General features: G+C 68.4%; 24 protein-coding genes and 2 pseudogenes. 13 read left to right on the top strand and 13 right to left on the bottom strand.

The features are described from left to right. The first annotated feature begins 19 nt into the window (after positions 1-19). The 4 genes from Raf01_RS20660 to Raf01_RS20645 all read left to right on the top strand — a co-directional run bounded on the left by Raf01_RS20660 (position 20) and on the right by Raf01_RS20645 (position 4,347). Positions 20-889, top strand: coding sequence for a branched-chain amino acid ABC transporter permease (locus tag Raf01_RS20660; RefSeq protein WP_203919597.1), 870 nt, complete (start codon positions 20-22; stop codon positions 887-889). Beyond that, positions 886-2,706 carry a branched-chain amino acid ABC transporter ATP-binding protein/permease gene (locus tag Raf01_RS20655; protein WP_203919596.1) on the top strand — a complete coding sequence of 607 codons (1,821 nt, stop codon included), beginning with the start codon at positions 886-888 and terminating at the stop codon, positions 2,704-2,706. Before Raf01_RS20660 ends, Raf01_RS20655 begins: the two co-directional genes overlap by 4 nt. Before the next feature lie 89 nt (positions 2,707-2,795). Next, the gene (locus tag Raf01_RS20650; protein ID WP_203919595.1) at positions 2,796-3,452 is read left to right on the top strand and encodes an ABC transporter ATP-binding protein; all 657 of its coding nucleotides are present in this window, start codon (positions 2,796-2,798) and stop codon (positions 3,450-3,452) included. 28 nt (positions 3,453-3,480) lie between these two features. Further along, positions 3,481-4,347, top strand: coding sequence for a DMT family transporter (locus Raf01_RS20645; RefSeq protein WP_203919594.1), 867 nt, complete (start codon positions 3,481-3,483; stop codon positions 4,345-4,347). A gap of 105 nt (positions 4,348-4,452) precedes the next feature. Here the strand turns inward: Raf01_RS20645 and Raf01_RS20640 are convergent, their stop codons facing one another. The 5 genes from Raf01_RS20640 to Raf01_RS20620 form a co-directional block, all read right to left on the bottom strand. Beyond that, the gene (locus Raf01_RS20640) at positions 4,453-5,436 is read right to left on the bottom strand and encodes a ThuA domain-containing protein (protein ID WP_239133769.1); all 984 of its coding nucleotides are present in this window, start codon (positions 5,434-5,436) and stop codon (positions 4,453-4,455) included. A gap of 63 nt (positions 5,437-5,499) precedes the next feature. Next, positions 5,500-6,378 carry a pyrroloquinoline quinone biosynthesis protein PqqB gene (pqqB, locus tag Raf01_RS20635; RefSeq protein ID WP_203919593.1) on the bottom strand — a complete coding sequence of 293 codons (879 nt, stop codon included), beginning with the start codon at positions 6,376-6,378 and terminating at the stop codon, positions 5,500-5,502. Next, positions 6,375-7,802 (bottom strand): pyrroloquinoline quinone biosynthesis protein PqqE, encoded by a 1,428-nt coding sequence (gene pqqE, locus Raf01_RS20630; RefSeq protein ID WP_203919592.1) that lies wholly within the window; start codon positions 7,800-7,802, stop codon positions 6,375-6,377. The genes pqqB and pqqE overlap by 4 nt, the downstream gene beginning before the upstream one ends. Then, positions 7,799-8,488, bottom strand: coding sequence for a pyrroloquinoline-quinone synthase PqqC (gene pqqC, locus Raf01_RS20625; RefSeq protein ID WP_203919591.1), 690 nt, complete (start codon positions 8,486-8,488; stop codon positions 7,799-7,801). The genes pqqE and pqqC overlap by 4 nt, the downstream gene beginning before the upstream one ends. Further along, complete coding sequence (locus Raf01_RS20620; protein WP_203919590.1) at positions 8,473-8,619, bottom strand: hypothetical protein; 147 nt, start codon at positions 8,617-8,619, stop codon at positions 8,473-8,475. Before Raf01_RS20620 ends, pqqC begins: the two co-directional genes overlap by 16 nt. 395 nt (positions 8,620-9,014) lie before the next feature. On the opposite strand from Raf01_RS20620, the gene Raf01_RS20615 reads away from it, so the two are divergent. Together Raf01_RS20615 and Raf01_RS20610 are read left to right on the top strand one after the other, a co-directional pair. Continuing rightward, entirely contained in the window at positions 9,015-11,129 is a 2,115-nt protein-coding gene (locus Raf01_RS20615) for an outer membrane protein assembly factor BamB family protein (protein WP_203919589.1), read from the top strand. A gap of 280 nt (positions 11,130-11,409) precedes the next feature. Further along, complete coding sequence (locus Raf01_RS20610; protein WP_203919588.1) at positions 11,410-13,305, top strand: alpha/beta hydrolase family protein; 1,896 nt, start codon at positions 11,410-11,412, stop codon at positions 13,303-13,305. Positions 13,306-13,995: 690 nt separating this feature from the next. Here the strand turns inward: Raf01_RS20610 and Raf01_RS20605 are convergent. Genes Raf01_RS20605 through Raf01_RS20595 form a run of 3 tightly spaced genes read right to left on the bottom strand, consistent with a single transcriptional unit; the run spans position 13,996 to position 16,415 of the window. Beyond that, complete coding sequence (locus tag Raf01_RS20605) at positions 13,996-14,280, bottom strand: hypothetical protein (RefSeq protein ID WP_203919587.1); 285 nt, start codon at positions 14,278-14,280, stop codon at positions 13,996-13,998. A 39-nt stretch (positions 14,281-14,319) separates the two neighbouring features. Continuing rightward, positions 14,320-15,912, bottom strand: coding sequence for a multicopper oxidase family protein (locus tag Raf01_RS20600; RefSeq protein ID WP_203919586.1), 1,593 nt, complete (start codon positions 15,910-15,912; stop codon positions 14,320-14,322). Next, the gene (locus Raf01_RS20595) at positions 15,909-16,415 is read right to left on the bottom strand and encodes a hypothetical protein (RefSeq protein WP_203919585.1); all 507 of its coding nucleotides are present in this window, start codon (positions 16,413-16,415) and stop codon (positions 15,909-15,911) included. Before Raf01_RS20595 ends, Raf01_RS20600 begins: the two co-directional genes overlap by 4 nt. 141 nt (positions 16,416-16,556) lie before the next feature. On the opposite strand from Raf01_RS20595, the gene Raf01_RS20590 reads away from it, so the two are divergent. Both Raf01_RS20590 and Raf01_RS20585 read left to right on the top strand, forming a co-directional pair. Further along, the gene (locus Raf01_RS20590; protein ID WP_203919584.1) at positions 16,557-17,774 is read left to right on the top strand and encodes a sensor histidine kinase; all 1,218 of its coding nucleotides are present in this window, start codon (positions 16,557-16,559) and stop codon (positions 17,772-17,774) included. A gap of 11 nt (positions 17,775-17,785) precedes the next feature. After that, a complete protein-coding gene (locus tag Raf01_RS20585) occupies positions 17,786-18,451 on the top strand; it encodes a response regulator (protein WP_239133768.1) in 666 nt (221 codons plus the stop codon). 60 nt (positions 18,452-18,511) lie between these two features. On the opposite strand, the gene Raf01_RS20580 is transcribed toward Raf01_RS20585, so the two are convergent. From Raf01_RS20580 to Raf01_RS20570, 4 genes and pseudogenes are all read right to left on the bottom strand, one after another. Further along, on the bottom strand, positions 18,512-19,507 hold the full coding sequence (locus Raf01_RS20580; RefSeq protein WP_203919582.1) for an undecaprenyl-diphosphate phosphatase: 996 nt from the start codon (positions 19,505-19,507) through the stop codon (positions 18,512-18,514). A 110-nt stretch (positions 19,508-19,617) separates the two neighbouring features. Then, entirely contained in the window at positions 19,618-19,890 is a 273-nt protein-coding gene (locus tag Raf01_RS49680) for a M48 family metalloprotease (RefSeq protein ID WP_239133767.1), read from the bottom strand. Positions 19,891-19,900: 10 nt separating this feature from the next. Next, positions 19,901-20,284: pseudogene (locus tag Raf01_RS50900) on the bottom strand (hypothetical protein); the annotation flags it as partial. Positions 20,285-20,381: 97 nt separating this feature from the next. Further along, entirely contained in the window at positions 20,382-20,807 is a 426-nt protein-coding gene (locus Raf01_RS20570) for a BlaI/MecI/CopY family transcriptional regulator (RefSeq protein WP_239133766.1), read from the bottom strand. 400 nt (positions 20,808-21,207) lie between these two features. Between Raf01_RS20570 and Raf01_RS20565 the strand changes: the two are divergent. Next, a pseudogene (locus Raf01_RS20565) lies at positions 21,208-21,540 on the top strand (ATP-binding cassette domain-containing protein); the annotation flags it as partial. Positions 21,541-21,939: 399 nt separating this feature from the next. On the opposite strand, the gene Raf01_RS20560 reads toward Raf01_RS20565, so the two are convergent. Next, entirely contained in the window at positions 21,940-22,755 is an 816-nt protein-coding gene (locus Raf01_RS20560) for a COG4705 family protein (RefSeq protein WP_203919578.1), read from the bottom strand. Between the two features lie 168 nt (positions 22,756-22,923). On the opposite strand from Raf01_RS20560, the gene Raf01_RS20555 reads away from it, so the two are divergent. From Raf01_RS20555 to Raf01_RS20540, 4 genes are all read left to right on the top strand, one after another. Continuing rightward, positions 22,924-23,340: a BlaI/MecI/CopY family transcriptional regulator gene (locus Raf01_RS20555; protein ID WP_203919577.1), complete on the top strand. Its 417-nt coding sequence runs from the start codon at positions 22,924-22,926 to the stop codon at positions 23,338-23,340. Continuing rightward, a complete protein-coding gene (locus tag Raf01_RS20550) occupies positions 23,337-24,281 on the top strand; it encodes a M56 family metallopeptidase (RefSeq protein ID WP_203919576.1) in 945 nt (314 codons plus the stop codon). The genes Raf01_RS20555 and Raf01_RS20550 overlap by 4 nt, the downstream gene beginning before the upstream one ends. 433 nt (positions 24,282-24,714) lie before the next feature. Beyond that, complete coding sequence (locus Raf01_RS20545) at positions 24,715-25,065, top strand: hypothetical protein (protein WP_203919575.1); 351 nt, start codon at positions 24,715-24,717, stop codon at positions 25,063-25,065. 59 nt (positions 25,066-25,124) lie between these two features. Continuing rightward, complete coding sequence (locus tag Raf01_RS20540; RefSeq protein ID WP_203919574.1) at positions 25,125-26,726, top strand: alpha/beta hydrolase; 1,602 nt, start codon at positions 25,125-25,127, stop codon at positions 26,724-26,726. The last annotated feature ends 208 nt before the right edge of the window (positions 26,727-26,934 follow it).

Raw genomic sequence — 26,934 nt, 5'->3', positions numbered from 1 at the left:
CGTCGCGGCAGGGGGAGCCATGCAAGTCTTCTTTCAGACGCTCATCGGCGGGCTGAGCCTCGGTGCGGTCTACGCGCTGGTCGCCATGGGCTTTTCGCTCGTATACCGAACCATGGGCCTGGTCAACTTCGCGCACGGCGACGTTGTCATGATCGGCGCGTACGTCGCGTCCACCTTCTACATGTCCGCCAAGCTGCCTTTCGCCCTGGCCATCGTCGCGGCCATCGTCGTGACCGGGCTGATCGGGGTCATCATCGAACGGGTGCTGCGCCCGTTGGAGAACAAGGACTTCGACCTGATGCTGATCGGTACGATCGGCTTCGGCATCGTGCTGGAGGCGGTCGCCACCCTGATCTGGGGCGCGACCGGCCGGGCGGTGCCGTCCCCGGTCCCGGCGGCACCGCTGGACATCTTCGGTATCCGGGTGCGCACCTACAACCTCGTCGTGCTGGCCATCGCAGCACTGGCGATGGTCGCCCTGGTGCTCTTCCTGCAACGCACCAAGCGGGGTGCGGCCATGCAGGCGGTCGCGATGGACTACGAGGCCGCCACCGCGGTCGGTATCCACGTCGGGCGCAGCAACGCGCTGTCCTTCTCCATCGGCGCCGGCCTCGCCGCGCTCGGCGGCGGCCTGGTCGGCCCACTGCTGTACGTCAACGCCTCGATGGGCGGCTCCCTGGGCATCAAGGGATTCGCCGCGGCGATCCTCGGCGGCTTCGGCAGCATCCCCGGCGCGATCCTGGGCGGCCTTGCCATCGGCGTGCTCGACTCGTTCAGCGCCGGGCATTTCCAGGGCTACTCGGACCTGGTGACGTTCCTCGTGTTCACCGTCATCATCATGGTCCGCCCGACCGGTGTGTTCGGCGAGAGGACGGTGAACCGCGCGTGAGGTACCGCATCGGTCTGGTCGCCCTGCTCGCCGTCGTCGCGTGGGGGCTGCCGTACGGACTGAACCTGTACGCCATGCACGTGGCCGACGTGGCGCTGGTGTTCGCCGTGCTGGCCATCGGGCTGGGCCTGGCGATGGGCGTGGCGGGTCAGGTGAACCTGGCGCAGGTGGCCTTCTTCGGAGTCGGCTCGTACGCCGTGGCGATCCTCACCACCCATTACGGGTACGGATTCTGGCCGGCGGCGCTGCTGTCGCTGGTGGCGACCGTGGTGATCGGCCTGCTGGTCGGCACCCCGGCACTGCGCGTGCAGTCGCATTATCTGGGCATCGTGACGCTGGGGTTGGCGGTCGCGTTCACCAACTGGGTCACCAACGCCGCCCTCGCCGGTGGCGCGTCGGGCATCTCCGGGATCCCGGTACCACCGCTGGGCGGCGTCGACCTGTCCTCCGACTACCTGTACTGGTATGTCGAGGTGGTTGTGTTCGCCGCCGCGCTGGCCTTCGGGCTGTTCGTCGTGCGTACCCCGCTGGGCCGGCGCATGCGCGCGATGCGCGACGACTCGCTGGCCGCCGGCGCGGTCGGTGCCGAGGTGCCGATGCTGCGGATGGCGGCCTTCGGCCTGGCCAGTGTGTACGGCGGTCTGGCCGGCGTGCTGTACGCCGGGCTGATCCGGTACGTGTCCCCGGATACGTTCAGCATGACAAACATGTTCCTGCTGCTCGCCATGGTCATCATCGGCGGCCGGCAGAGCTTGGTCGGCTGTGTCGTCGGGGCGCTGGCCCTGTCCCTGCTGCGCGAGGCGCTGAGTGACGCGTCGACGTACGCCCAACTGGGGTACGGCGTCGTAGTCGTGCTGGCCGTGGTGTTCGCTCCGACCGGGCTGGCCGGCCTGCCGGCGCGGCTGCGCTCGGGCTGGCGCAAACGGCGGGGCGAGGGTGCGAGCGCGGCCGTGCTCGGACCGTTCCGTCCGTTCCCGGCCGCGCCGCAGGCGTCCGCGCCGGTGGGGCCGGGGCCGCTGTTGGAGGTCCAGCAGATCAGCAAGCGGTTTCGCGGCCTGTGGGCGCTGCGCGAGGTCTCGCTGTCGGTCGGGGCCGGTGAGATCCGCGGCATCGTCGGCCCGAACGGATCCGGCAAGACCACACTGTTCAACGTCATCAGCGGCCTCTACCGGCCGAGCGGTGGAACAGTCCGGCTTGGCGGCGCGCCGGTCGGGGGCCGCCGACCCTACCAGTTGTCCCACGCCGGCCTCGCCCGGACCTTCCAAAATCTGCGGCTGTTCAACAACCTGACGGTGCGGGAGAATGTCCTGGTCGCCGCCGACCGCAGCCGTACCCGCGGGATCTGGCGGTACGCGGTGTGGCAGGTCGGCGTGGTGCGGCGGGACCGGGCGTTGCGCGCGCGGGCCGATGCCATGCTCGACCAGTTCGGGCTGAGCGCCTTCGCCGACGCGCTGCCCCGATCGCTGCCCTACGGCATCCAGCGCCGGGTGGAAATCGCCCGGGCCATGGTCAGCGGGCCCAGGCTCCTGCTGCTGGACGAACCGGCCGCCGGGCTCAACGGCGAAGAGGTACGGCAGCTCGGCGAGATCGTCCGATCCATCCGCGACAGCGGAGTGACCGTCGTCATCATCGAGCACAACATGGGTCTGGTGATGTCGCTGTGCGAGCGCATCACCGTGCTGGCCAGCGGCGAGGTGATCGCCGAGGGCGGCCCGGCGGAGGTGGCCGCAACCCCGCGGGTCATCGAGGCGTACCTGGGCGATTCGGCGATGAGCAAGGACGTTCCCCCGGTGATCGCCACGGAGGTGGCCCAGTGACGCAGACCTCGCCCGCACCGACCACTACCGGCTCCGGACTGACTCTGTCGGTTCGCGGATTGACCGTCCACTATGGAGGAGTCTGCGCGGTGCGGTCGGTCGACTTCACCGTCGGTGCCGGACAGGCCGTCGGCATCGTCGGCGCGAACGGCGCCGGAAAGTCCTCCACGCTCAAGGCGCTGATGGGGTTGGTGCCCCGTGCCGTGGACGCGCTGCGCCTCGGCGACATCGACCTGACCCGGGTCCGGGCCCGGGACATGGTCCGGCACGGCGTCGGGTACGTGCCCGAGGGACGTAAGGTGTTCGCCGGCTTGAGCGTCGAGAAGAACCTGATGCTCGGCGCGTACGCGCGGGGATGGCGCAGGCACAGCCAGCAGAGCCTCGCCGAGGTGTACGAGCTGTTCCCGGTACTGGGCGAGATGCGCGCCCGGCTGGCCGGGGCGCTGTCCGGCGGGCAGCAGCAGATGCTCGCCATCGGCCGGGCGCTGATGTCCCGTCCCCGGCTGCTGCTGCTCGACGAGCCCTCGATGGGCTTGTCGCCCAAGCTGGTCGAGGACATCCTCGCGGTGCTGCAGCGGTTGAGCGGGGAGGGGATGAGCCTGCTGCTGGTGGAGCAGAACGCGAAGCTCACCTTCGAGGCGACCACCGACTGCCTGGTGATGGAGAACGGCCAGGTGGCGATGACCGGCAGCGCGCACGAGCTGCGTCACGATCCCCGGGTGCGGCGCATCTACCTCGGACTGTGACCGCCGGTACGGCGAGGGACCGCGCCGGATGAGGACGCGGTCCCTCGCAGCACTGGCCTGCTGCGGTGCCCTGTTCGGCCTGTCCTACGTCCTCGTCCGGCTGGTCGCCCCGGTACTCGGCCCGGTCGGCGTCACGGTCGGGCGCACGCTCGTCGGTGGCACCGCCCTGTTCGCCCTGGCCCGTGCCCGCCGCCAGTCACTGCGCGGGCCGGGCCCGCTCGCGTATCTCATGCTGGGCGCCCTGTCCGCGGCGATCCCGTTCAGCCTCATCTCAGTGGCCACGCTGCGCCTGGGTGCCGGCACGTCGGCGGTGCTCAACGCCTCCGCGCCGATGTTCGCCCTGCTCATTGACTCGGTGCGACGTCGCCGCAGGCCCCGCTGGGCGCAGTTGACCGGCCTGGGGCTCGCCTCCGCCGGTGTGCTGACTGTGATGGGCGCCCGCGGGCTACGCCTGTCCACGTCGGATTTCGACGGTGTCGCGGCGGGGCTGGCCGGGGCGGCGGTGTTCGCGTACGCCGGGTTCTTCGCCGCCGACCGGTTCGCGAAGGTGCCGCCCCTGGCCGTCGCGGCGGGTCAGCAACTGGCCGGCTGCGCGCTCCTGCTGGCGGTGCTCCCGATCGTGCCTCCCACCGCCCGGATCCATACGAGCGACCTCGGCGTACTGGCCGTGCTCGGGTTGCTCGGCAGCGCACTGGCGTACCTGCTGTTCTACTGGCTGATCGGGCGGGAGGGGCCGGCCTGGGCCGCGAACGTCAACCTCCTGGTGCCGGTGTTCGGCGTGGGCTGGGGCTGGGCGCTGCTGGCCGAGCCGATCCCATCGGTCAGCCTGGTCGGCATGCTGGTCACCGTCGCCGGGCTGGCTCTGGTGCTCAGGCCGGAGCCGGCGGCCCGGTGACAGCGACCGGCCGGCGGCGGTGACGCGCCCTCCGGTCACCGCCCCCGCCACGGACAGAGACCGGGCCCGGCATCGCGAGATGCCGGGCCCGGTGGCGTCAGCGCGTCACTTGCAGAACGGTGCGGCCCCCATGGCGGACCTGATGCCGCCGACGAGCAGCTTCTGGAAGTCCTGCGCGCCGGGGAACGAGCCGTCGGTGGAGAAGTCGCCGGCGTCATGCCCCAGTGTGGTCAGGAACGCCCGGCCACCGTCGTAGTACTGGCACCAGGCGACGGGGTGGAAGTCGCCGGCACCCGGGTCGCCCATCGAACCCTTGGCGCCGTTGGGCAGTGTCTTCTCGTCCACCGTCGCCAGGAAACGGACACCGGACGGGAACGGAACCAGGTTGTACCACTCGTCCTTGAAGGTGAACGTCGACGGCAACCCGGAGGTGGACACGTCTTTGCGATCCACGATGTCGACCGTGCCAGTCTGTTCCGGGCCGTGGTCGTAGTAGTTCGCCCCGCCCAGCAGGCCCTCGTACCAGGGCCAGTTGTACTCGGTCCCGAAGGCGTTGTGCACGCCGACGAATCCGCCGCCGCCGCGGATGTACTGACGCAGCGACGTCTGCGCGGCCAGGTTCAGGTTGTCCCGGGAGGTGCTGAAGAAGATGACCGCGTTGTACTTGAACAGGTCATTGGGCGAGGCGAGCTGGTTGACGTCCTCGGTCCAGTCGACCGTGAAGCCGTTCTGCTGGCCGAGTTTGATGACGGCGTTCTGTACCACGTTGGACGCGGCCAGCGGCGGGTCCATGCCGGGGGCCAGGGCCGGCCCGAGGTCGGCGTGACGGGGTCCGGCGGTGGCGGTGTAGAGCAGCACCTTGTACCCGTCGGCCGGGTCGAAGTTGCCCCAGTCGTGGTAGCAGGCCGGGTTGGTGCCCCGGCACACGCCGTAGTCGGGGTCGCCGAGGTTCTGCGCCCCGGTGTTCTTGACCTTGCTGTCGTGCGCCGCGCTGGGCAGGCCGGTGGCCAGCATGACGCCGACCATCGCGAGGGCTGTCACGACGGCGCTCGCGGACGCCGTGACGATGGTCGACCAGTGTCTTTTCACGGTGAGGTTGTGCTCCTTCCAGGGTGTGGAAATCCGGCGCGGGTCGCGACGGATGAGAGCGGGTCAGAGTGAGAGCAGTTGACCGTCGGTCGCGACGGCCGCGCCTGCCTCGGCGAGTGCCGCGTGTTGCGGCGCGTCCGGGTGGGTCAGCGGGTTGGTGTTGTTGAGGTGCGTGTAGAGGTATCGCGGGCCGGCATGGGCGGCCAGGTGGGGCAGCGAGTCGCGGATGGGCAGGTGGCCCATGCCGGCAGCCGGGCGGTCGAGACCGGTGCGGGTGGCCATCTCGTCGCAGCCGTAGAACGTGCCGTCGAGGATGACGGCGTCGGCGTCGCGTACGGCGGTGGAGAGCGTGTCGGTCCATGCTGCCAGGCACGGCGCGTACAGCAGCGTGGATCCACTGTGGACATCGTCGATCCGGTACCCGATGACCCAGTCGTCGCCGGCGTGTGGCTCCGCGTACCGGGGGCTTTTTTCGCTCAGACGGATGGCGGTCACGCTCAGCCCGCCGTCGAGCGGGATAGCCTGTCCACACACGACGGTCTCCCAACGCGTGCGGGTGTACCGCGCCAGCACCGGTTCGAGCGGGAATGCCCCGCGGAGGGCGTGGCGCACCGGGGCAGTGGCGTGGACGGTCAGCTGGCCGGCTTCCCGCAGGCTCAACAGCCCGAATGTGTGGTCGAGTTCGGCGCTGGTGAACAGGACGCCGCGCAGCGGCGTGTCCCGGCGGCCCGGCCCCGGCGCCAGCTCCGGCGTGCGCAGCAGCTGGGTGCGCAGGTCGGGGGAGGCATTGACCAGGTACCAGGCCCGTCCGTCGCCGCTGACGGCCAGGCAGTCCTGGGTACGGTCGACGCCGGCGGCCCGGGCCTGCCGGCAGCCGTCGCAGGCGCAGTTCCACTGCGGCAGACCGCCGCCGGCGGCGGTCCCGAGGACGCGGACTCTCACCGCATCCGCCGGGGTACCGCGACAGCAGCCGGATCGGCGGTGGACAGTGCCACCAGCCGGTCGTGGTGCGGGGACAGGTGACAGGCCGGGTCGGTGGCGCCCGGGTCGCCGGTGAGCTGGTAGGCCTGGCAGCGGCATCCGCCGAAGTCGACTTCGCGCAGGGCACAGCTCTGGCAGGGCTCCGGCAGCCAGTCGGTGCCGCGGAACCGGTTGAACGCCGGCGAGTCGTACCAGATGTCGTGCAGCGGTTGGTCCCTCACGCTGACGGGGACCAGGCCGGGCAGCTGCGCGGCGGCCAGGCAGGGCAGCACGTCGCCGGTCGGCGCGACGACCAGCTGCCGGGTACCCCAGCCGTCCATGCACGGCTTCGCGGTGCCGGTGTGGTAGTCGGCCAGTACGTGCACGATCTCCAGCTGGTCGCCGTAGCGCTGCCGGGCCAGCGCCGCATCGCTCCGGGCGGTCGCCACCTGCTCGGCGGTGGGCATGAGTGCGGCCCGGTTGCGCAGCGCCCAGCCGTAGTACTGGGTGTGGGCCAGCTCCACCCGGTCGGCGCCCATGGCCGCGGCCAGCGCGGCGATGTCCACCAGCCGGCCGACGTTCCCCCGATGCAGCACGGCATTGGCGGTCAGTGCCAGGCCGAGCAGGCGCGCCTGTTCGGCCACCGCCAGTTTTCGCGCATGCGCCGCCGGGATACCGGCGACCGCGTCCGCCTCGGTCGGCCGGGCGTCCTGAATGGACAGCTGAAGGTGGTCGAGTCCGGCGGCCGCCAGGCCCGCGAGGGCTCCCGCCGCCAGCGGGATGCCGCTGGTCACCAGGTTGACGTACATGCCGAGGCGGTGCGCGTGCCGGACCAGGTCGATCAGGTCCCGGCGCAGCAGCGGCTCTCCGCCGGAGAAGTGCACCTGCAGGACGCCGAGAGCCCGCGCCTCGTCGAGCACCCGGTACCACGCCCGCGTGTCCAGCTCGTCGCGGTACCCGGCCAGATTGATCGGGTTGGCGCAGTACGTGCAGTGCAGCGGGCAGCGGTAGGTGAGCTCGGCGAGCAGTCCGAGCGGCGTCGGTGCGCGCGGCGCCGCGGCTGGCGGCAGTTCGGGGACGACCGGCGCGACCACCGAGTGCCCGTCGGTGCCCCACCCGATCAGGCGCCGCCGGTGCAGATCGGCCAGCAGATCGGCGACGTCCTCACGGGACACGCCGTCGTACCGCTCGGCCAGATGGGCGGCGATGGCGTCGGTGCCCCGTACCCCGTCGCACTCGCCGAGTACGGCGGCCGCTGTCTCGTTGAGCAGCAGCACGCCTTCCGGGTACAGCAGAGCCGGCGCTCCGCGCACCGGATCGTGTACCAGCCGAACGCGGCGGCGCAGACCGGGCACACCGCCGGTCCCAGCCGTATCAGCCTCGACCGCTGCGGTCGGCGTGCTCATCGCTGCCCCGCGTAGTCGATCGCGTCCAACATCGCGCCGAGCACGTCGCACTTGAACGCGAGCGCCGCGATCGCGGTCTCCTGCTGTTCGCGGGTGACGCAGTGCCGCACCACCAGGCCCAGCGTGTAGGACGCGTCCTCGCGCACCTGCGGGATGCGCTTTTCGAAGTACGCCATGCCGTCCGGCTTGATCCAGTCGTAGTGCTCGCGCCAGGCATGGATACGGTCGCTCATGTGCTCCGGGGAGAACAGTTCGGTCAGCGCGGCAGCCGCCGACTCCCACCACGGGCGGGTGCGGCAGAACGTGAGGTAGCCGTCGACCGCGAAGCGGGTACCGCGCAGCACGTGCCGCTCGTCGAGCAGCTCCGTCTCGTCGAGTCCGACCGCGGCGCCGAGGGCGAGCCAGTCTCCCAGCCCGCCCTCCCCGCCGCTGTGCCCGTCATGGAAGCTGATCCGCTCCAGCCACCGGCGCCGTATCTCCGGATCGGGGCAGTTGGCGATGATCGCCGCGTTCTTCTGCGCCAGGCACCGCTGGTAGTACCAGCGGTTGGCCACCCACCTGCGGATGTCCTCCGGTGAGGCCTCACCGGCATGCACCCGCACGTGGAACGGGTGGCGGTCCCAGTACCGGTGGCGGAGCCCGCGCAGCGCGGCGGTGAACTCCGCCGGGGTCAGCGGTTGTTCCACGGCCCGTCGGCTCCGGCGTACGCGGTGACCTCGGGACGGGTCTCGAAGCCGCGCACCTGTGGTCGGGTCCAGCTGCGCCGGGTCGAGCCGGCCGGTGCGCTTGGCGGTGGCGATGTCTCGGTGCGTGTCATGGGCGGTGTCCCTCCATCGTGGACGGCTAGTGGATGCGGTCCGCTATGCGGACCGGTCGATCCATCTAGAGGTCTGACTCAACATACGCTCGGCCCCTCGGGCGGACAAGGGTGTCACGCGCACAACACCCATGGGGCCGGGTCGTATGTGGATTCCCGTCCGGGGGTTGTGGGGAGGCCGGCCGCGGATTATGTTTCGTCCATCTTGCGGATCGATGGATCCGCCTAGCGGACCACACTCACCTATCGCCGATGCCGGTTCACCCAGCGGTGCGCGAGCACACCGCCCGCAGCGAGATGAGGACACTGTGGACGGACACTTCACCGGAGTCCCGCTCTCGCCCCTGACATGACCGGAAGGCTCACACCCCGAGGCTCAGCGGAGAGAGGACAGCATGCCGATCCAACGAAGAGAGCTGTTGAAGGGCGCGGCCGTCGCAGCGGTCGGTACCGCCCTGGTCGAGACGGAGTCGACCGCGGCCAGCGCGCATCCCGGTCAACCGGCGCGGCCCCCGCTGACCTTCTCCACGCCCGGCGGCAAGGACTTCCCCAAGGTGGGGGGAAACCTCGGTAACCAGAACTACACCGCGCTGTCCGGCATCGACCGTGCCAACGTCCGCCGGCTCGGTGGCGCCTGGGTCAACCGGATCGAGGGCGGCATCACCACCGGTACCAACCAGAGCACGGCGGTGGCCGTCGATGGCGTGCTGTACATCGAGTCCGCGCTGGGCAACGTGTTCGCCGTCGACGGCAGGACCGGCGTTACCAAGTGGCAGTACACGCAGACCCGGGGCACCGTCACCCGGCGGGGTGTGGGCGTCGGTCAGGGCATGGTCTTCACCCACGGCAAGGGCAACTGGATCATCGCGTTGGACCAGGAGACCGGTGCCGTGGTGTGGGAGCGGCAGATCCTCGGCTACGGCACCATGGAGAAGGTCGCCGTCACATACCACGACGGCATGCTCTACGTTGGAACCCACGACAGCGACCGCGCCGCCGCACTCGCCCTCGACGCGAGCAACGGTGACCTCGTGTGGCACTTCTGGGGCGCCGCCGGCCAAGGCGAGCTCGGCAACGACACGTGGGAGGGCGACTCCTGGCAGACCGGTGGTGCGACGCCGTGGCAGCACCCGGCCATCGACCCCGAACTCGGTCTCGTCTACTGGACCTTCGGCAACGCCCGCGGTAACAACTCCTCGCAGGACGGCTCCGGCCGGGCCGGCGAGAACCTGTTCTCCAGCTCGATCGTGGCTATGGACCTCAAGACCGGCGAGTACCGGTGGCACTTCCAGTCGGTGCACCACAACATCTGGGACATGGACAACGTCATGCCCCCGGTGCTCGCGGACGTGAAGATTCACGGCCGGGTGCGCAAGATACTCGTCTACGGTAGCAAGTCCGGCATGTACTTCATCCTCGATCGCACCGACGGCTCCGCGCCGCTGGGTATCGACGAGGTCCCGGTACCGCAGGACGCGCGGCAGAAGACCTGGCCCACGCAGCCGTTCCCGCGCCAGGGCGGGTGGACGGAAAACCGGGTGGTGAACCAGCCGCTGGGTACCGAGGTGCCGGGCGACCCGAACCGAGCCGTGCCCAACTACATCCAGGCGTCCCTCTACACGCCGCACTGGGACGTGCCGGTGCTGTCCACGCCCGGGCACGGCGGCGGCGCCTGCTGGAACCACCACTCCTACAGCCACAGCACCGGGCTGGTCTACACCGGCTTCGGGTACGTCGCCGCGGCGCACTCGCTCACCGAGTCGAGCAACGGCCTGCGCCCGCCGGGGGAGTACCAGACCGGCGGCATCGTCGCCGTCGACCCCAGCACGAATCTGGTGCGGTGGAAGAAGCGGATGCCGTACTCGCTGGCCCACGGCAACGGCGTCCTGAGTACTGCGAGCGATATCCTCTTCATCGGCCAGCCCGACGGCAACCTACTGGCCCTGGACGCGCACAGCGGCAAGAGCCTGTGGCAGTGGCAGACCGGCGCGGCGATCAGCAGCAGCCCCCTCATGTACGAGGTCGACGGCGAGCAGTACCTCGCCGTGTATGCCGGCGGCACCGACATCCCGTACGGCAGCTCAGCGCCGCGCGGCGACTTCCTGTGGGCGTTCAAGATTGGCGGGAACGTCCGCCCGGCCCCGACACCGGCACCGCCGGTGGTCCGCCGTCCGGTCTCCGGTACGGCGGTGGAGGGCAGCACGGTCAACAACACCGTGGTACTGGCCCGTACCTACAACGCCACCACGGGTCAGGTCGGCACCACGGAGTCAACGGCGGTCAACGGGATGGCCCCGACCTGGCTGCGGGTACCGGTCGGCACCACGGTCACGTTCGTCAACCCGGCGGACAACGTGAACGTCCACGGTGCCACCCAGTTCTTCGAGGGGCTTTTCGACGTCAAGCTCAAGCCCGGCGAGTCGTTCCGGTACACCTTCCGCAAGCGCGGCGAGTACTTCTTCAACGACTGCTACAGCCCGCGCCCCACGGGCAAGGTCGAGGTCTACTGAGCAAGCCCGACAAACGCCGACCGATACCTAGGTCGATGAGGTCCTGTGACGGCCGGGGGTGGGAAGCCCACCCTCGGCCGCGCGCGTAGGCATCTCGGATGGGACGGCACGACTCGCGCGCGTTCATGGCGATCCATCAGGCGGACCTGTCGTACCGACTTCGGATCCAGCATCAATATAGAGAGCAGGACTTTCCACGTGCAAGCACCGGTTTCTCTGCATCGCGTACTATCTAGCGGACTTTATGAACCGCGAAGCGGACCCTGTTACGTTCGCGGCTATGACCAACATTGACCGGCGCCAGCTTCTTAAAGGCACCGCCGCGGTAGCGATGACCGCCGCGATCACGACCGGAGCCTTTACGACTCCGGCCTACGCGGCCGGCCACCGGCCCGGCGACCTCGGGCAAGCTCAGCCCCTCGACGGCCGCCCCTTCCCCGCGTACGACTACACCCGCGCCAACAAGCTGCCGAGGGAGATGACCGGGTACTGGACTAAATCCTTCGACGTCGCCGGTACGACCCGGACCGCGAAGGTGTACATCGCGGCTGAGACACCGATCCGGTCCTACTACACGGTGATCGCTGTGCCGGACGGTGCCGACACCGCCGAGTTCCTGCAGACGTCGGGGTGGCGGGACGTGGCCGACCAGCGGGACGAAGGCCTGTTCGTCCTCGAGCCAGGGCTCGACGGCTGGGGCGACGCCGTGGCCGAGGGTGCCTACGTCCAGGCGGCGCTGACCTTCTTCCAGAGCAACAACTACTTCTCCATCTTCGGCGAGCATTATCTCGTCGGGTACGGCGGTGGCGGTCCGGCAGTGGAGGCATGGGCCGTCGCGAACCCGCTGCTCGTCATCGCTCAGGCATACGTCGACTCCGCCGGCCTCAGCGCGGCGTACCTCGACACGTACGCGTCGCGCGAGTTCGACGGCCACACCCAATATTCGCCGGTGACCTTCCCGCCCGACTTCCGTCTCATCCGCTACGACGAGGTGGTGGTCCCGACCTGGTACATCCATCCCGATGCGACCTCGGCCGCGGCCAGCATTGCGTACTGGAAGCACGCGAACGACACGCTCGCCACGGGGATCAGTGAGGGATTCCTCGGCACTGGCTACCACCAGCGCCCCGGCTCGGACCGGTGGATGACATCGCACGCCGGACCGATCTCGAAGGTCGCGGTCCAGACCCATCCGGTCAACCGACGCAGCAGTGTGGTCACCCGCCAGATCGTCGAGTTCCTCACCGCCTACACCCGGTACGAGAACTTCTTCGCGTACAGCAACTCACTCTACGAGCGTGCCGACTACAAGAGTCTCGGCATCGAGGTCCACACCATGCAGGTCGCCGGCTTCGTTCGGGAATACCTCGTGTACGTACCCCGATCCGCCCGGCGCAAGGCACCCGTCGTGTTCGTCTGGCCCGGCGACAGCCAGACCGACAAGGTGTTCGTGGACGCAACTCAGTGGTGGAAGCTCGCTGAGCGCGAGGGGTTCATCCTCGTCGTCATCTGCGAGCAATACAGCAGGACTTCGGTGGTGGTCAGCCATCACGACTCGCTGGTCTTGTTCCGACAGCTGCGCGACACGATCACCGCCCAGTACGATGTCGACCCTACCCGCTTCTACTCCACCGGGCACTCCGCCGGCAGCCAGGTCACGCAGAACCTCGCGATTGCCTTCCCCGAGTACTTCGCCGCAGTCGCGACCACGTCCTTCCCCGTGGCCCCGAACCCTGCGGGGACCATCAGCATCGACAGCGTCGCGTACCCGGCAAGCGGGCAAAAGATTCCCAACTACATGATCTACGGCTACGGCGACATCCAGCAGTTCGTGGGCACGCTCTGGGACGACACGCAAAACGCTACGGACGGCTGGGCGCAGTACCACCTTGGCGTGGACGGACTAGCCTTGTCCGATGTAGACACAGCCGCCGGACTGCGCAGTGGCTTCCACGACCGCTTCCAGACCTGGACGTGGTACGACCCGGGCAGCCACGTCCCGATATTCAAGGTGACGAAAAATGCCTACCGATCGCACAACACGACGTGCGAGGAGCCGCCCCTGCTGTGGGACTTCCTGAAGCACTACAGCTGGGAGGTCGCTCCGAATGGCACCGTCACGCGGTACTACAGTCCCTCTGCCTTCAGCCGACCCGGGGACAGGCGGCGCTTCTGACAGTTCTGACCTCACGGGTCCTCGAGCTCCGCCATGCCGGCGATGATGAACCTGCCCTGACAACCATCCCCGCCTGATATTCACGCCAGGAAACGTCTAGACATCAGCCCCGGTGGACCTCACCGGGGCCGTTGTCTGCCGCGCGCCTGCAGTCCAAGGATCTCCGATAGTGGCGGGCTCCCTGCCTCGCGCTGGTCGCCATGCAGCTGGCGCCCGTTCAGACCGCCCAGACCCCGGGCCCGGAGGTTGACCGTGCGGTTTCTTCTGGCATGGGAGTGCGCCGGGCGCCGTTTGCGCCGAAGCCCGCGTCATCGCAGCCTCCGGCTCTGCCTCAAGATGACAGCGACATCGCTCTATTTGGCCGACCGCGCTCCTGGATTGAGTCCTGTCATCGCATCATCTCTGCGCATCGGGCTCGAGGTTGTTTGCGCGCGGGATCTCCGTGCGTCGGCTCGCGCGCCACCCCACAGCCTCGGGGGTTTCGCGGTACTCAAGTAGGTGCTGGCCGGCGATGCGTTGGAGGATGTCACGGACTTCGGCTGGGGTGGCGTAGAAGAATTCGCGCCGGGTGTTGACTTGGTTGACCTTCCGGTCGGCGAGTTCGGTGTGTAGGCGGGCGCCGGTTGGCCTCTCGTGCCTCGACGCTGGCGATGGCGGCGGCAATAAGAACTTATCCGGAGCCACCCCCGGTCATCCGATGGGTCGACGGGCCATCCGGTGTGGTTCACGTCCGGCGAGCAGCCAGCTTCCGGCGGTGGCGGCGACAGGCAGTCCGGCGACGATGAGTACGAGGTCGAGGACCGGTGCGTCGCTCATGCGTTCGCTGAGTTGGCTGCGGAAGTAGGCGACAGTGGCCAGGTACGCGACACCGGTACCGAGTGCCGCCCCGACGAGGAGCGAGGAGGATACCGACCCGGTGGTGTAGTTGCGTGGCTGGGACGGTGAGGGGGCGCCGCTCTGTGTTTCGATTGTCATTCCGGCCGCGGCGTCCGCTGCCCCAGACTGTCGCTGAAGTCAGGTGACGGTGAATGTCGTCATCATCGCCATGTCCTCGTGTTCCAGGTTGTGGCAGTGCATCACGTACCTGCCGGGGTAGTCGGTGAACCGGGCGATGATGGCGGCTTCCTCGGCTGGTTTGAGGTCGATGGTGTCTTTCCAGCCTGCGTCGTATGCGCCGGGTGGCTTCCCGTTGCGGGCTATGACCTGGAACTGGACGAGGTGCAGGTGTATCGAGTGATGGAGGTCGGTGGTGAACCGCCAGATCTCGGTGGCATCGAGCCGTGGTGTGGCGATCGGGTGCGTTGGGTCGAATTCTTTGCTGTTGATGGTCCAGGTGCGGCGGTCGTGGTTTTGGAAGCTGAAGCTACGAGTCTGCTGAGCCTGACTGACCGGGATATGCTCCATTGTGGACAGTTGGTCGGGAACGTTGCTTCCGTCGGCCTCGCGGCGGGCCACTCGGAAGCGCATGACGCGTGCCGTGGTCTCGGAGCCGAGCTGGTTGGTGAGTGTTATTTCCTGTCCGGTGGTGTATCGGGAGAAGTCGATGACGACGTCGAACCGTTCCGCAGGGGCGATGTCGATGGTGGTGTGGTGGACCGGGTTGGCCAGGAGGCCGCCGTCCGAGCCGATCTGGATGAACGCTGTGCCGTCTGCCGGTGGTGGGGACAGTGTCAGTTGGTACCGGCGGGCGTTGGAGGCGTTGAGCAGCCGGAAGCGGTACCGGACGGCGGCGACGTCCAGCACTGGCCATGGTGCGCCGTTGACCAGGATGACGTCGCCGAGTACTCCGCCCATGTACGGGTCGGTGGTGCCGGGCGTGGTCAGGGTTGTCGGGTCGAGCGCCGGGTAGAGCAGCGAGCCGTCGGCGGCGAATGACCGGTCGGCGATCATGAGGGGGATGTCGCGGTCGGCGTCGGGCAGCGGGATGCGTGCTTCCTCGGCGTCGTGGACGAGGTGGAAGCCGGCGAGTCCGCGGTAGACCGACTGCGCGGTGAAGTTCATCCGGTGGTCGTGGTACCACAGTGTGGCCGCGCGTTGCGTCATCGGGTAGTGGTAGTCCCGTTTTCCGGTCGTGGTGTGTGCCTGTGGGTCCGGTTTTCCCATCGTCGCCATGCCGGGCATGGCGTTCATGGGTAGGCCGGGGTGGGTCTGCGGGTAGAGCAGGTCGGTGGGGAAGCCGTCGCTGCCTGGCGGGGTGTGGCCGCCGTGCAGGTGAGTCACGGTGGGTACGTTCAGATTGTTGTGGTGGCGGACCACGGTACGCACGCCGGAGCGGGACGTGAGCGTGGGGCCTGGGAAGGTGCCGTTGTAGCCCCAGATTTCGGTCGGTACCCCGGGCAGGATCTCCTGCCGGGTGACCAGCTGCCTGATTTCGAAGAAGTCCGCGCCGGGAAAGTCCGGATGCCGGCCCGGCGCGAGCATTGGCGGGACGGGTAGCGGTACCTGGAATGGCCGCGGCAGCGGGATCTGGCTGGGTAGCAGCTTTCCGGTCTGGTCCTGTCGGGACAGGATCGGGACGGTGAACCCGACCGCGGCGGCGATCCCGGCGCCACCGGCGAGGCCCAGCAGGCGGCGCCGTGACAGGCGTTCGCCGGGTGGGGCGCTCACCGCTGCCCCGGCGTGGTAGCCATCCGCTTCCCGGCCGGGTGATGGGTCCACATCCACACGGTCAGCCAGCCGGACAGCCCGAGGATGGCGACGCCGAGCGGTACGTGGATGCCCAGTGTTCGGCTGAAGCCCAGGACGATCTGCAGCGCCGCGAGCGGCGCGAGCGCCGCCATGCCCAGCACGATGCGCCCGGGGACCTGGGAGACCCGCCAGGCGACGACCGCGACGACGGGCAGGCTGACCGACAGGACCCCGACGTAGGTTGCGTTCGTCCGGTGCAGGCTGAGCATCGCGTAGTCGCCGGACAGGAATCGTCCTTCGAACACTGGCTGCAGGAAGGCGTCCAGAGCCTGGAGGGTGACCCACAGTCGTAACAGCCACCACGCACAGAACGTCGGTCCGACCCGTGGCGCCGTGGGGAGGTGCGGTGGTGCGGGTTCCGGTGACGGAATCGGGGCCGGGCGACCCTGTGCGGGTCGGTCGGCGTCGGTAGGGGTGTTCATGCTGCCAGGCTTGCCGGTTCGCTCCGTCCGGTCGTCGCCTGGCGGATGGCACTTGCGCCTACCCTGGCTGGGGTAGGCGCCTTGGTGCGGCTACCCCAGTTGGTCGACGCGTCAGGGTCGACCAGGCCCTACTGTGTGACCATGGACGGCGTGGGGGTAGCTGGCCCGGGCCGGTCGGTGTTCGGTGTGCTGGCCGAGTGCGGATTGGCGGCGGTGGTCGCGTTGGCCATCGGCATGCGCATTTTCGTGTCGGCGGAGCCAGGGGCGCCGCCGGGGGCGCCGGCGTATCTGTTCGCTGTGCTTATCGCGGCGCTGCTGCCGTTACGCGGCCGGACACCGCTCGGCGTGCTGCTCGCCTCGATAATCCTGCTGGTCATCTACCATGCGGTGGGTAACCCGGGGATTTCGCCGGTAATCCCGCTGGCTGTGCCCCTGTACGCCGCGGCGGTCGCCGGTCATCTGCGGTGGGCGGTTTCCGCGGCCATCCTCGCCATGACGACGGCCGAGCTGTTCACCGTGTTCCAGGACCACCTCGGCGTGACTGTGTCAGCTATCCAGCTGCTGCCGCAGGCTGCCCTGCTGGGGTCGCTGGTTCTGCTCGGCGAGACAATACGCGGCCGCCGCGCTCTGGCTCGCGAGGCTGACTCGGCGGCCCGGTACGCAGTCCTCGACCGCGAGCGGGAGGCCGATCGCCGGGTCACCGAGGAGCGGCTGCGTATCGCGCGGGAACTGCACGATGTGCTGGCGCACACCCTCGCCGGCGCCGCCATCCAGGCATCGGTCGCGGCCGACACTCTCACCGACGACCCGGCCACCACGCTCCAGGCCGTGGAGGCAGTCCGTGCTTCGTGCCGTGAGGCCAGGGCCGAGCTGGCTGCCACCGTCGGGGTGCTGCGGGCCGCCCCACTCGCCGACAGGCGTAGGACTGCCGACCGCGCCCCGATGCCCGGCCTGGCGCAGCTGGACTCGCTGATCGAGACGGCACGGCGCGCCGGGCTGCAGGTGGACCTGACCCGCCAGGGCGAACCGTACCTGCTGCCACCCGCGGTCGACCTGACCGCTTACCGCATCCTCCAGGAGTCACTCACCAACGTCGTTCAGCATGCCGCAGCCCGAGCCGTCAGCGTCGACCTCGCTTACCGGCCCGCGGAGATTGTCGTGTCGGTTCTCGACGACGGCCGTGGCACCAACGTGCGACGCCCGCATCAGTCCACGCCAGAAGGCGGCTTCGGCATCCTCGGCATGCGCGAGCGTGCGGCCGCGGTGGGCGGTCAGCTGTTCGCGGGCGACCGTTCCGGGGGCGGCTTCCAGGTGGTGGCAGCCCTTCCCATCGGTATGGATACCGGAACCGGTCGATGAACATCCGGGTGATGATCGTCGATGACCAAGCCGTGATTCGGGCCGGCCTGCGCGTCCTGGTCGACCGCGACCCCGACCTGACCGTGGTCGGCGAGGCGGTCACCGGCCAGCATGCTGTGCAACTGGCTCCCTCGCTACGGCCCGACATCCTGCTCATGGACATCCGGATGCCCGGACTGGACGGCATTCAGGCCACCCGCCAACTGCTGGCGGCACCAGACACCGCACACCTCCGCGTCATCATGCTGACCACGTTCGACACTGACGAGTACATCTTCGACGCGCTACGCGCCGGCGCGAGCGGATTCCTGCTCAAGGACACCGACCCGGCGGATCTCCGTAAGGCCATCCATGTCGTGGCCGAAGGGGACGCACTACTCACCCCCAACATCACCCGCCGGCTGATCGATCAGTACACCCGCCAGCCCGCCGGCCCAGGTCTGCTCCCGGCCACAGTGGCCGGCCTCACCGAACGGGAAACCGAGGTACTCGGCCTGGTCGGGCGCGGAATGACCAATGGCGAGATCGCCGCCCACCTGCGACTCAGTCCAGCCACCGTCAAGACCCACGTTAGCCGCGGCATGACCAAACTCGACGCACACGACCGCGCGCAGCTCGTCATCGCCGCCTATGAATACGGACTGGTCCGGCCGGGCGAGCGGAACATCACAGGGTAAAGGCCGAGCGCGGGAAGGCCCCGTTCGGTCGCCCCTACGTTCGGCACGATCTGCCGATGCTCAGGTAGCGATGAGCCAGACGAGGCTTGCGATGCCGCCGACCATGCAGTAGACCGCGAACGGGGTCAGCGTGCGGGTCTGGAAGTAGCGGGTGAGGAATCGTAGCGACAGGTAGGCACCCACGCCGGCAACGAGACTGCCGGCCAGTACCTGACCGAGGATGCCGTGGCCGGTCGGCCCGGCAAGCTCTGGAAGCTTGAACACGCCGGCGCCAGCGATGGCCGGAGTCGCGAGGAGGAAGGCGAACCTGGCTGCGTCCTCGTGAGTCAGGCCACGGATCAGCCCGGCGACGATGGTGGAACCCGATCGGCTGATGCCTGGGAGCAGAGCCAGGATCTGCGCGGCCCCGATCGCGGTGCCCTCGATCCAGCCCAGCCGGGCCAGACGCTCGTCAGAATCGATCGGGGATTTGCTAGTCCCGTCGTGCGCAGACGTGGTAGTCGACGCGCCCATGTATCCGCTGGCGGCGTAGACCTGACCAAGCCCACCACCGTGTGCCCGGCTACCGACGGGAACCGGCCGTGCGACGGTGGAGTCGCGGCGCCCGCGTAGGCGCTCCACGGCAAGCAAGACAACACCGTTGATGATGAGGAAGGTCGCTGCTGGTACGGGTCTGCCGAGAGTGGTGCGGACCAGGTGGTCCAAGGCGATACCGGCGATGCCGACGGGGATGGTCGCGATGATCAGCAGCCAGGCCAGTCGTTGATAGGTCGTGCTGATGCGGCGATCGCGAATGGAGGTAACCAAGCCGATGATGATGCGGACCCAGTCATGACGGAAGAAGATCACGAGAGCTATGGCGGTGGCGACATGTACTGCGACGAGGAAAGCGAGATATGGCGAGGCCGTGGCGGTCATGCTCAGGTTGTCCGCCCAGGAACCGCCGATCAGTGCCGGGATGAGGACACTATGACCGAGGCTGGAGACCGGGAAGAGTTCGGTGACGCCTTGCAATGCGCCGATGAAGATGGCTTGCAGATACGTCAGGTGTGTCATGGGTCAGCCCTTCAGGGGTCACGAGAGAGGCTCGGGCAGTGTTTCGGCGTCGCACACGTTGGGGAGGATCGCCGACGAGGGCTCGCGCGGGAGCGCCACGCCAGTCCTGCTCAGCTAAAGATCACGGGCTTAGGTACCTGACCGCCGGTGGCGCGGGCGACCGCGCCGGGCGCGGGCGAGTCTCGCCCCAACAGCGCGACTTGGGCGATGGTTTCGGCGACCAGACGCCGGTCGTTGTCCCGGGCGGCATCCTCGTCGGCCCACCGCTCGGTCGCCTCGCGAATGGCCCGCGCGGTGGGGCGCAGCAGGGAGGTTGACCGCGGCGGCCAGATCGGCGGCCAGGGTCCACCAGGTATGGCGGTGTAGGCGGTGGGAGCGTTCATGGGCCAGCAGGACCTGCCGCCTCGGCCCGTCGAGGGCCGCGAGCATGCCGGTGGTGATGACGGTCCGCGGGCGTAACCCCGTGGTGGTGAATGCCTCCGGCTGCACACTGTCGACGAGCACGAGGGGTGCATCATCGCCGGGATCAAGGTGTTGCCAGGCACGAGACGCGGCCAGTATTGCCCAGCGGGTGCGCACCACGCTGCGTAGGGTCCACAGCGCTATGGCTACCAGCAACACTCCCGTCGCCACCGTGTAAGGCGTGGGAATCGGGTCCAGTAGATGCAGAGTTTGTGGAGACCAGGTGTCGACCTCGGCGACCTGACCTATCCAGGCGAACGCCACGGTGGTCAGGACGAAAACCGAGGTGCCTGCGGCCAGTAGCGCACTGGGCATCAGAAGCCGCACGGCAAGGTGCGGCGGCAGCTCCCGTGCCAGGTACGGACCGGCCAGGGCAAAGGCCAGACACGCGGCCAACGAAGCGATGACGGCGCTATTCACGCTGCTCCCCGGTGGACGAACCGTACTCGTCGGTCGAGGTCGAGCCGCTTCGTTCGGCGATGATTTGCTGAAGTAGCCCCCGCAGAAGCCGTTCGTCATCGGTGTTCAACCCGTCGACGAAACGAGCGAGCACTCCGGCTCGGTCCTGCTCGATATCCAGCAGACGGTGCATCCGTCGGGCGGTGACCATGGCCGCATCCCTGAGAACGGTATACGCGAACGCCCGTCCGGCCCGCTCGCGCGCCAGCAGGCATTGATCGTGGAGCCGGGCCATCACCGTCATGACGGTCGTGTAGGCCAGTCGCCCGTCGAGGGCGTCACGCACCCGGGCAGGAGTCATCGGCGTGCCGGACTGCCCGACCAGGTCCAAGATCTCTTGGGCCAGATCGCCGTAGCCACGCCGCTGCTTCACGTCCACCCCATATATTGAATCTACTACATTCCATCGTAGTAGATTCGATCGTACTACGTGAACCATGTTGTCGGTTTGGGGGACTGGTGGGGCCAAACAGCATGAATCGGGCTGATATCCGTCTCGGTGATGCCGACCTCGCCCGCTAGCCGAACCCATACACTACATCTTGTAGGGTCTTGGTGGCGGACGCGACGGGCCTCGGTCATCCATGTAGGACGAATCGATGCACACAGCCCGTGGGGCTTACGGCTCCACGCCGGGTGCGGCGTCGCTTTCTCGTCGGTTCTCAGGAATGGGCCGGTACGGTGCGCGATGCCGCGAGGCGAGCGCAAGCACGTCTCTGGTCGTCATAACCATCGTTGGTGCACGGTCGCCGTGCCCGAGATCGAGGGGATCTGTAGTCATGATTGAGGCTGTTGGCCTCACCAAGCGGTACGGCGAGCGGGTCGCTGTCGATCAGCTGTCGTTCACTGTCAGACCTGGGCAGGTGACCGGGTTCCTGGGGCCCAACGGGGCCGGGAAGTCCACCACGATGCGCATGATCCTGGGTCTGGACACGCCGACCGGCGGCCGGGTCACCATTGGCGGCAAGCCATTCCGGCAGCTGGACAACCCGATGCGGGAGGTTGGTGCGTTGCTGGACGCGAAGGCCATCCATGGTGGACGTTCTGCGTACCACCACCTGCTGTGCCTGGCGCAGACCAACAACCTACCGAAGCGGCGGGTCGGCGAGGTTTCCCTGATCGCCTGGGCGATGTAGCGCCGCTGGGACCGTTTCGATCCAGGTGGACGGGCCGATTTCGTGGGTGCATCCGTTGGAGATCGTCCTGGCCGGGCCGGTGTCCATCAGCCAAATGGTCGTCGCCGTCCTGGGCGTGATGGTGGGCTCAATCAGCGGCGTCCGACCGGCCTCGTAAGAGAACAACACTTCGGCGCCCATTCGCTTACGCAGCAGCGTGGCGATGTAGTCGTGTCCGCAGGGCGACGTGGGCATCTCTCATTTGCTAGCGCGGTAGTCGACGGCCGCCCAGCGGCTGGGCCTAGGCGTGGAGGAGGGCCGCAGCGGATGGCCACGGCCCTCCTCATCTTGCCGAACGGTAGAGAAATCTGCGTTCGGACCGACCGGCGTGATTCGTCACGTGATCGACTGGGTCTCCTCGGTACCGTGGTAGACCAGTTCGGTCCGATCCTTGCGGGTTTTCGTGAGGTAGACGACGGCGATCAGGATCCCGGCTAGAAACAGGACGCTCGTGCCCAGAGTGCCCAGGCCCAGTCCTCCCTCGTCGCGCGAGGAGGCGAGGTAGTCGCCGATGTTGGCTCCCAACGGACGGGTCAGGATGTAGGCCAGCCAGAAGGACAGCACCGGGCCGGCGCCGAACCGCCATGCCACCACAACAGCGACGATCAGACCTGCCGGCAGCAGCACCGAGGGGCCGGGGCCCCAACCGGTCAGATCCAGGGTCCAGTCACCGGCAGCGGTGCCCAGTGCGAAGGTGACCAGGACGGTCAACCAGTAGAACGATTCGCGGGCCCTGGTGTTGATGGAGTGAATCGACAGAGTGCGTTCACGGCCGTACCAGACGGCGAAAACGATAGCCAGCAGCACGGCGAACACGGTGGTGCTGATCCACAGCGGGACGCCCTGACCGTCGGTCAATTGGTCAGTCAGCAACGTGCCGACGACGCTGATGAGCACAACAGCGAGCCAGTAGACCGCAGGCACATACCGGCGCAGCCTGAACTGGGCGACCAGGACCGTAGCCAGCGCAGCGCAGAATAGCAGCGTGGTGTTGGTGAGCCCGAAGCCCAGGGTTTCGTTGATGTAGTCGGCGAAACTCTCCCCAACGGTCGTACACAGAACCTTGATGATCCAGAAGTAGATGGTGACCTCGGGCACCTTGTTCAACATCCGGTGGCTCTGCCCGGACAAGGCGGGCGGGGACATCGTCATGTTGGGCCTCTCGCAGTGGTTGTGTGATTCGGGTTGGCGAGGCGATCCGCTTGGCGGGATTAATCCGCATTTGGTGGCCGCGCCGTTCCATGTCTACTACACTTTCACGTCGTAGGCAGCATATTACGACGAAATAATGTAGTAGGTAGGCAGGATGGGGCGGGACACATGGAGCATCGACGCGGCCACGGCGACCTGGCCCAGGCGATCCTGGAGCTGATTGGCCAGGCCGACACGGCGATGACTCCAGCACAGGTGCGCGACGCTCTCGACAGGCAACTGGCCTACACCACGGTGATGACCGTGATGGCCCGGCTGCATGAGCGGGGCCTGCTGACCCGAACACGCGCCGGTCGAGCGTTCGCCTACACCGCCATCGGCGACCCGGCCAACGTCACCGCCCGAAGGATGCACCGTCTGCTCGACATCGAACAGGACCGTGTCGGGGTGCTTGCACGCTTCGTCGACGGGCTCACCGCAGACGACGAACAGGTACTGCGCGGCCTACTGGACCAGATCACCGCCGACCAGGACACCCCGACCCCGCCGAAGCAGGGCGGTTCGTCCCGCCGGGAGCGGCCTTGAACATCGCCGTGATCGCCTCCCTGATGGCCTGCCTGACATTCGCGCTGGCCGGCCCACACCTGACCCGCGCGATGGCACCACATCTTGCGGTCCGGCTGCTGGTACCCAGCGCCCTGCTGGCCGCCGTCGCCACAGTGTTCGTCCTGGGTACGGTCGCCTTCACCTGGATCGGCCAACTGGCCGAGGTCGCTGAGTACGGCACCTGGTCCCCCCACACACTGCGCCTGCTCGACCCGATCCCCGCCCCCGTAGCGGTCACCACCGGGGCCTTGCTGGTACCCGTGGCACTGTGCGCCCTAGGCAACGCGGTGCACACCGGCCGGGCGCTGCTAGCCGTACACCGTGCCTGCCGACACCTTCACAACACCGACGGCTCCCCGTTCGTCATCGTTGACAGCGAACAGCCGCAGGCGTTCACGACCCCCGGGTTACGCCCTCGTACCGTCATCACCACCGGCATGCTCGCTGCGCTCGACGGACCGGGGCGGCGGGTGCTGATGGCTCACGAACGATCCCACCGCGATCATCGCCACACCTGCTGGACATTGACCGCCGACCTGGCCGCGGCGGTCAATCCGCTGCTACGCCCAACAGCGCGGGCCGTCCGTGAAGCCACCGAACGGTGGGCCGACGAAGACGCCGCACGCAGCAGCGATCGGCGACAGGTCGCCGCCACCATCGCTCAGGTCGCACTGATGGGCACTCACACACCGGCACCGAACGTCGTCGCCGCCGCAGCCGGCGGCCAGGTCACTCGCCGGGTCGTCGCGCTGCTGCAGCCCGCACCCCGCACCCGCGCCTGCCATCTGGCCGCGCTCGTCGCTCTGACACTCGCGGTCGCCGCTGGCGCACTTGCGGTGGCACATACCGGCGAGAACCTGTTCGAGCACGCGGAACCGACCGCCTCGGCGAGGCAGGCCCCGCCGGTGGGGACCGGCTAACTCGACACCGTGGCCGATGGAGTCCGCCTGCCGCCGCGCGGCGCCTCAACGATCCCCTCGCAAAGCCCTCTCACATGGCCGAAGCATTGGCGCGTCCTTGATGGCATCCGCGTCGTCGGCCAGGCTCGCGGCCTCGAACGCGATGTTCTCACGACGGGGCCCGTCAACACGGAGTACGACGACCTGGACGACGCGGTAGGGCCGCCAGTGGCCACGACGCTGCCCGGCCTCAGCGAACCAATCGGCGTCGGACGAAACAGAGAAGGCGATGGACGACGATGAGCCGATCGCTGCCATGACGGGCGACGACGGGGGCCCTGCGGGAGCTGTTTTCGCGGCATGCGCCGTGGCTGGCTGCCCGGCTGCGCCGCCGCTGACATGAAGGACGTGCTACAGGAGACGTTCCTTGCGGCCTGGTGCCGGGGGTTCCGGGGTGGCCGGTCCCGGCGGCTGGCTGTGGCAGATTGCCGGCCGTCGGGCCGCCTTGTGGCTGTGCCGGCGTGGTCACCCCCCGTTCGGTGAATCCGAGCGGGCCGCCGGCCGGCGGCTGCCCCTGCTGCGGCCGGCCGCCTCGCTCGCCCTGACCTACTGCGGATACGGGGCACTCGCCGCCGGGGTGGCCGGGGCCGGCCTGGTCGCCGGCGACCGCAGGCTGCTGCGCGACCTGTGCGGCATCAGCTTGCTGGCCTCGGCGATGGGTAGTGCCAGCCTGTCGCGGCAGCGGTGCAGCGCTCGGCCGCCGCCGTGCCCTGTCTTGCATCAGGTGCTGTGTGTTCCCGATTGAAGACTATTACGTGCCGCGTACTACGCGCGGCGTACTACGCGGTGCGTACTATGCGTGGCATGAAGGTTTTCAACACCCAAACCTCAGGTACCGTGCCCTCCGCCCGCCGTACCGCCCGCTGGCGCTGGTCTGCTGCCACCGTGCTCGCCATGCTGACCGCCGGGCTGGTGAGCGCACCGGCACAGCCCGCGCTGGCGGCATCCACGCCTACTCCGCCGACACCCACGCTGGCCTGGACCGACTGCTCGGACGGGTTCCAGTGCGCCACCGCCCGCGTACCGCTGGACTACCGGCAACCACGCGGGCGACAGATCGACCTCGCACTGATCCGGCTGCCCGCCAGCGATCCGGCCCATCGTGCCGGCGCGATTTTCATCAACCCCGGCGGTCCCGGTATATCCGGGATCGGGGTGGCTCGCGGCGCGGAGCAGATCTTCAACGCCGACGTTCGCGCCCGATATGACATCGTCGGGTTCGATCCGCGCGGGGTCGGTGCGAGCACGCCGGTGAAGTGCTTCGCCACCGACGCGCAGGCCCAGGCATTCTGGGCGGGGACACCGACCTTCCCGATCACCAGAGACCAGGAGCGCACCGTCGCAGCCACGGCCGATGAGTACCGTCGCCAATGCGAGCAACGCTCCGGTGATCTGCTGCGGCACGTGACCACCGCGGACGTCGCCAGGGACATGGATCTGCTACGCGCCGCGCTCGGCGACACCACCCTCAACTACTGGGGTCTGTCCTACGGCAGCTACCTCGGCGAGGTGTACGCCAACATGTTCCCGGGACGCGTGCGGGCCATGGTGCTCGACGGCGTCGTCGACCCCCACGCCTGGGCCGACGACACCGTGGACCTGCTCGCCTCCGAGGCCGTCGCGGCTGAGCACACCCTCGACGCGTTCCTCACCACCTGCGCGGCCGCCGGAGCATCACGTTGCCCGTTCGCGGACACCTCCGCCCAGCCGGACGGTTCCTTGCACGGGAAGCTGGATCTGCTGTTCGCGCGGGCCCGTCAGGAAATGCTGACGGTACCCGGCAGCCAACCACCACAGGCGATCACGTACCAGGATCTCGTCGGTGGGATCGATGGTGCGATGGACGAACCGGGCAGCTGGCTGAACCTCGCTCAGGCGTTACAGGCTCTGACGACCGGCGACCCCGGCGGAGTGGGGGCCCTGCAAGCCATCGGCATTCCACCTGCGGCGCTGCCGCCGGCAGCGGAGTACGACAACACCGGCGACGCCTCGCAAGCGGTCTTCTGCGCGGACACGGCGATGCCCCGCAACCCCTCGGCGTGGCCCGTCATCCAGAATCGGATAGCACAGCAGGCTCCGCTGATGAGCCCGGTACGCCTGTACTCCGAGATGCCCTGCGCCACTTGGCCGAGGACCGTTGCTCGCTACACCGGGCCATGGAACCGTCACACGGGTACGCCCATCCTGCTCGTCAGCGTGACCGACGACCCGAGCACGCCCTATTCGGGCGGCGAGCAGGCGGCCCGGGAACTGGGTGACGCGCGGGTTCTCACCGTCGACGGCTACGGGCACATGTCGATCCATGCCGGAAGCTCGTGTGCGTTGGCGGCAGAAAACCAGTACCTGCTGTCCGCCCAGGCACCACCCGCCGGGACGCACTGCGGCGTTGACTACGCACCATTCTGAAGGGGGTAGACGGGGCGGGAATCCCAGTCGCCGCACCTTGTTCGCCTTCCGATGGTGTCGTGGCCAGCGACGCCACAGGATGAGGGAACGTCACGCGCGCTCAGGGTCTCAGGAGGATCCGTAGCGGGTGGCCGTCGGCGCATTGTTCGCTGCGGGCCGTGGCCGGGCGGCCCCGGATTGGCCGTGACGGCGCAACCGGGGCCACCCG

It is taken from the genome of Rugosimonospora africana (assembly GCF_016862975.1).
In the GTDB taxonomy this organism is placed as follows: Bacteria; Actinomycetota; Actinomycetes; order Mycobacteriales; family Micromonosporaceae; genus Rugosimonospora; species Rugosimonospora africana.
The sequence above is the reverse complement of the archived record's forward strand: the minus strand, read 5'-3'. Positions and strand labels throughout refer to the sequence as shown.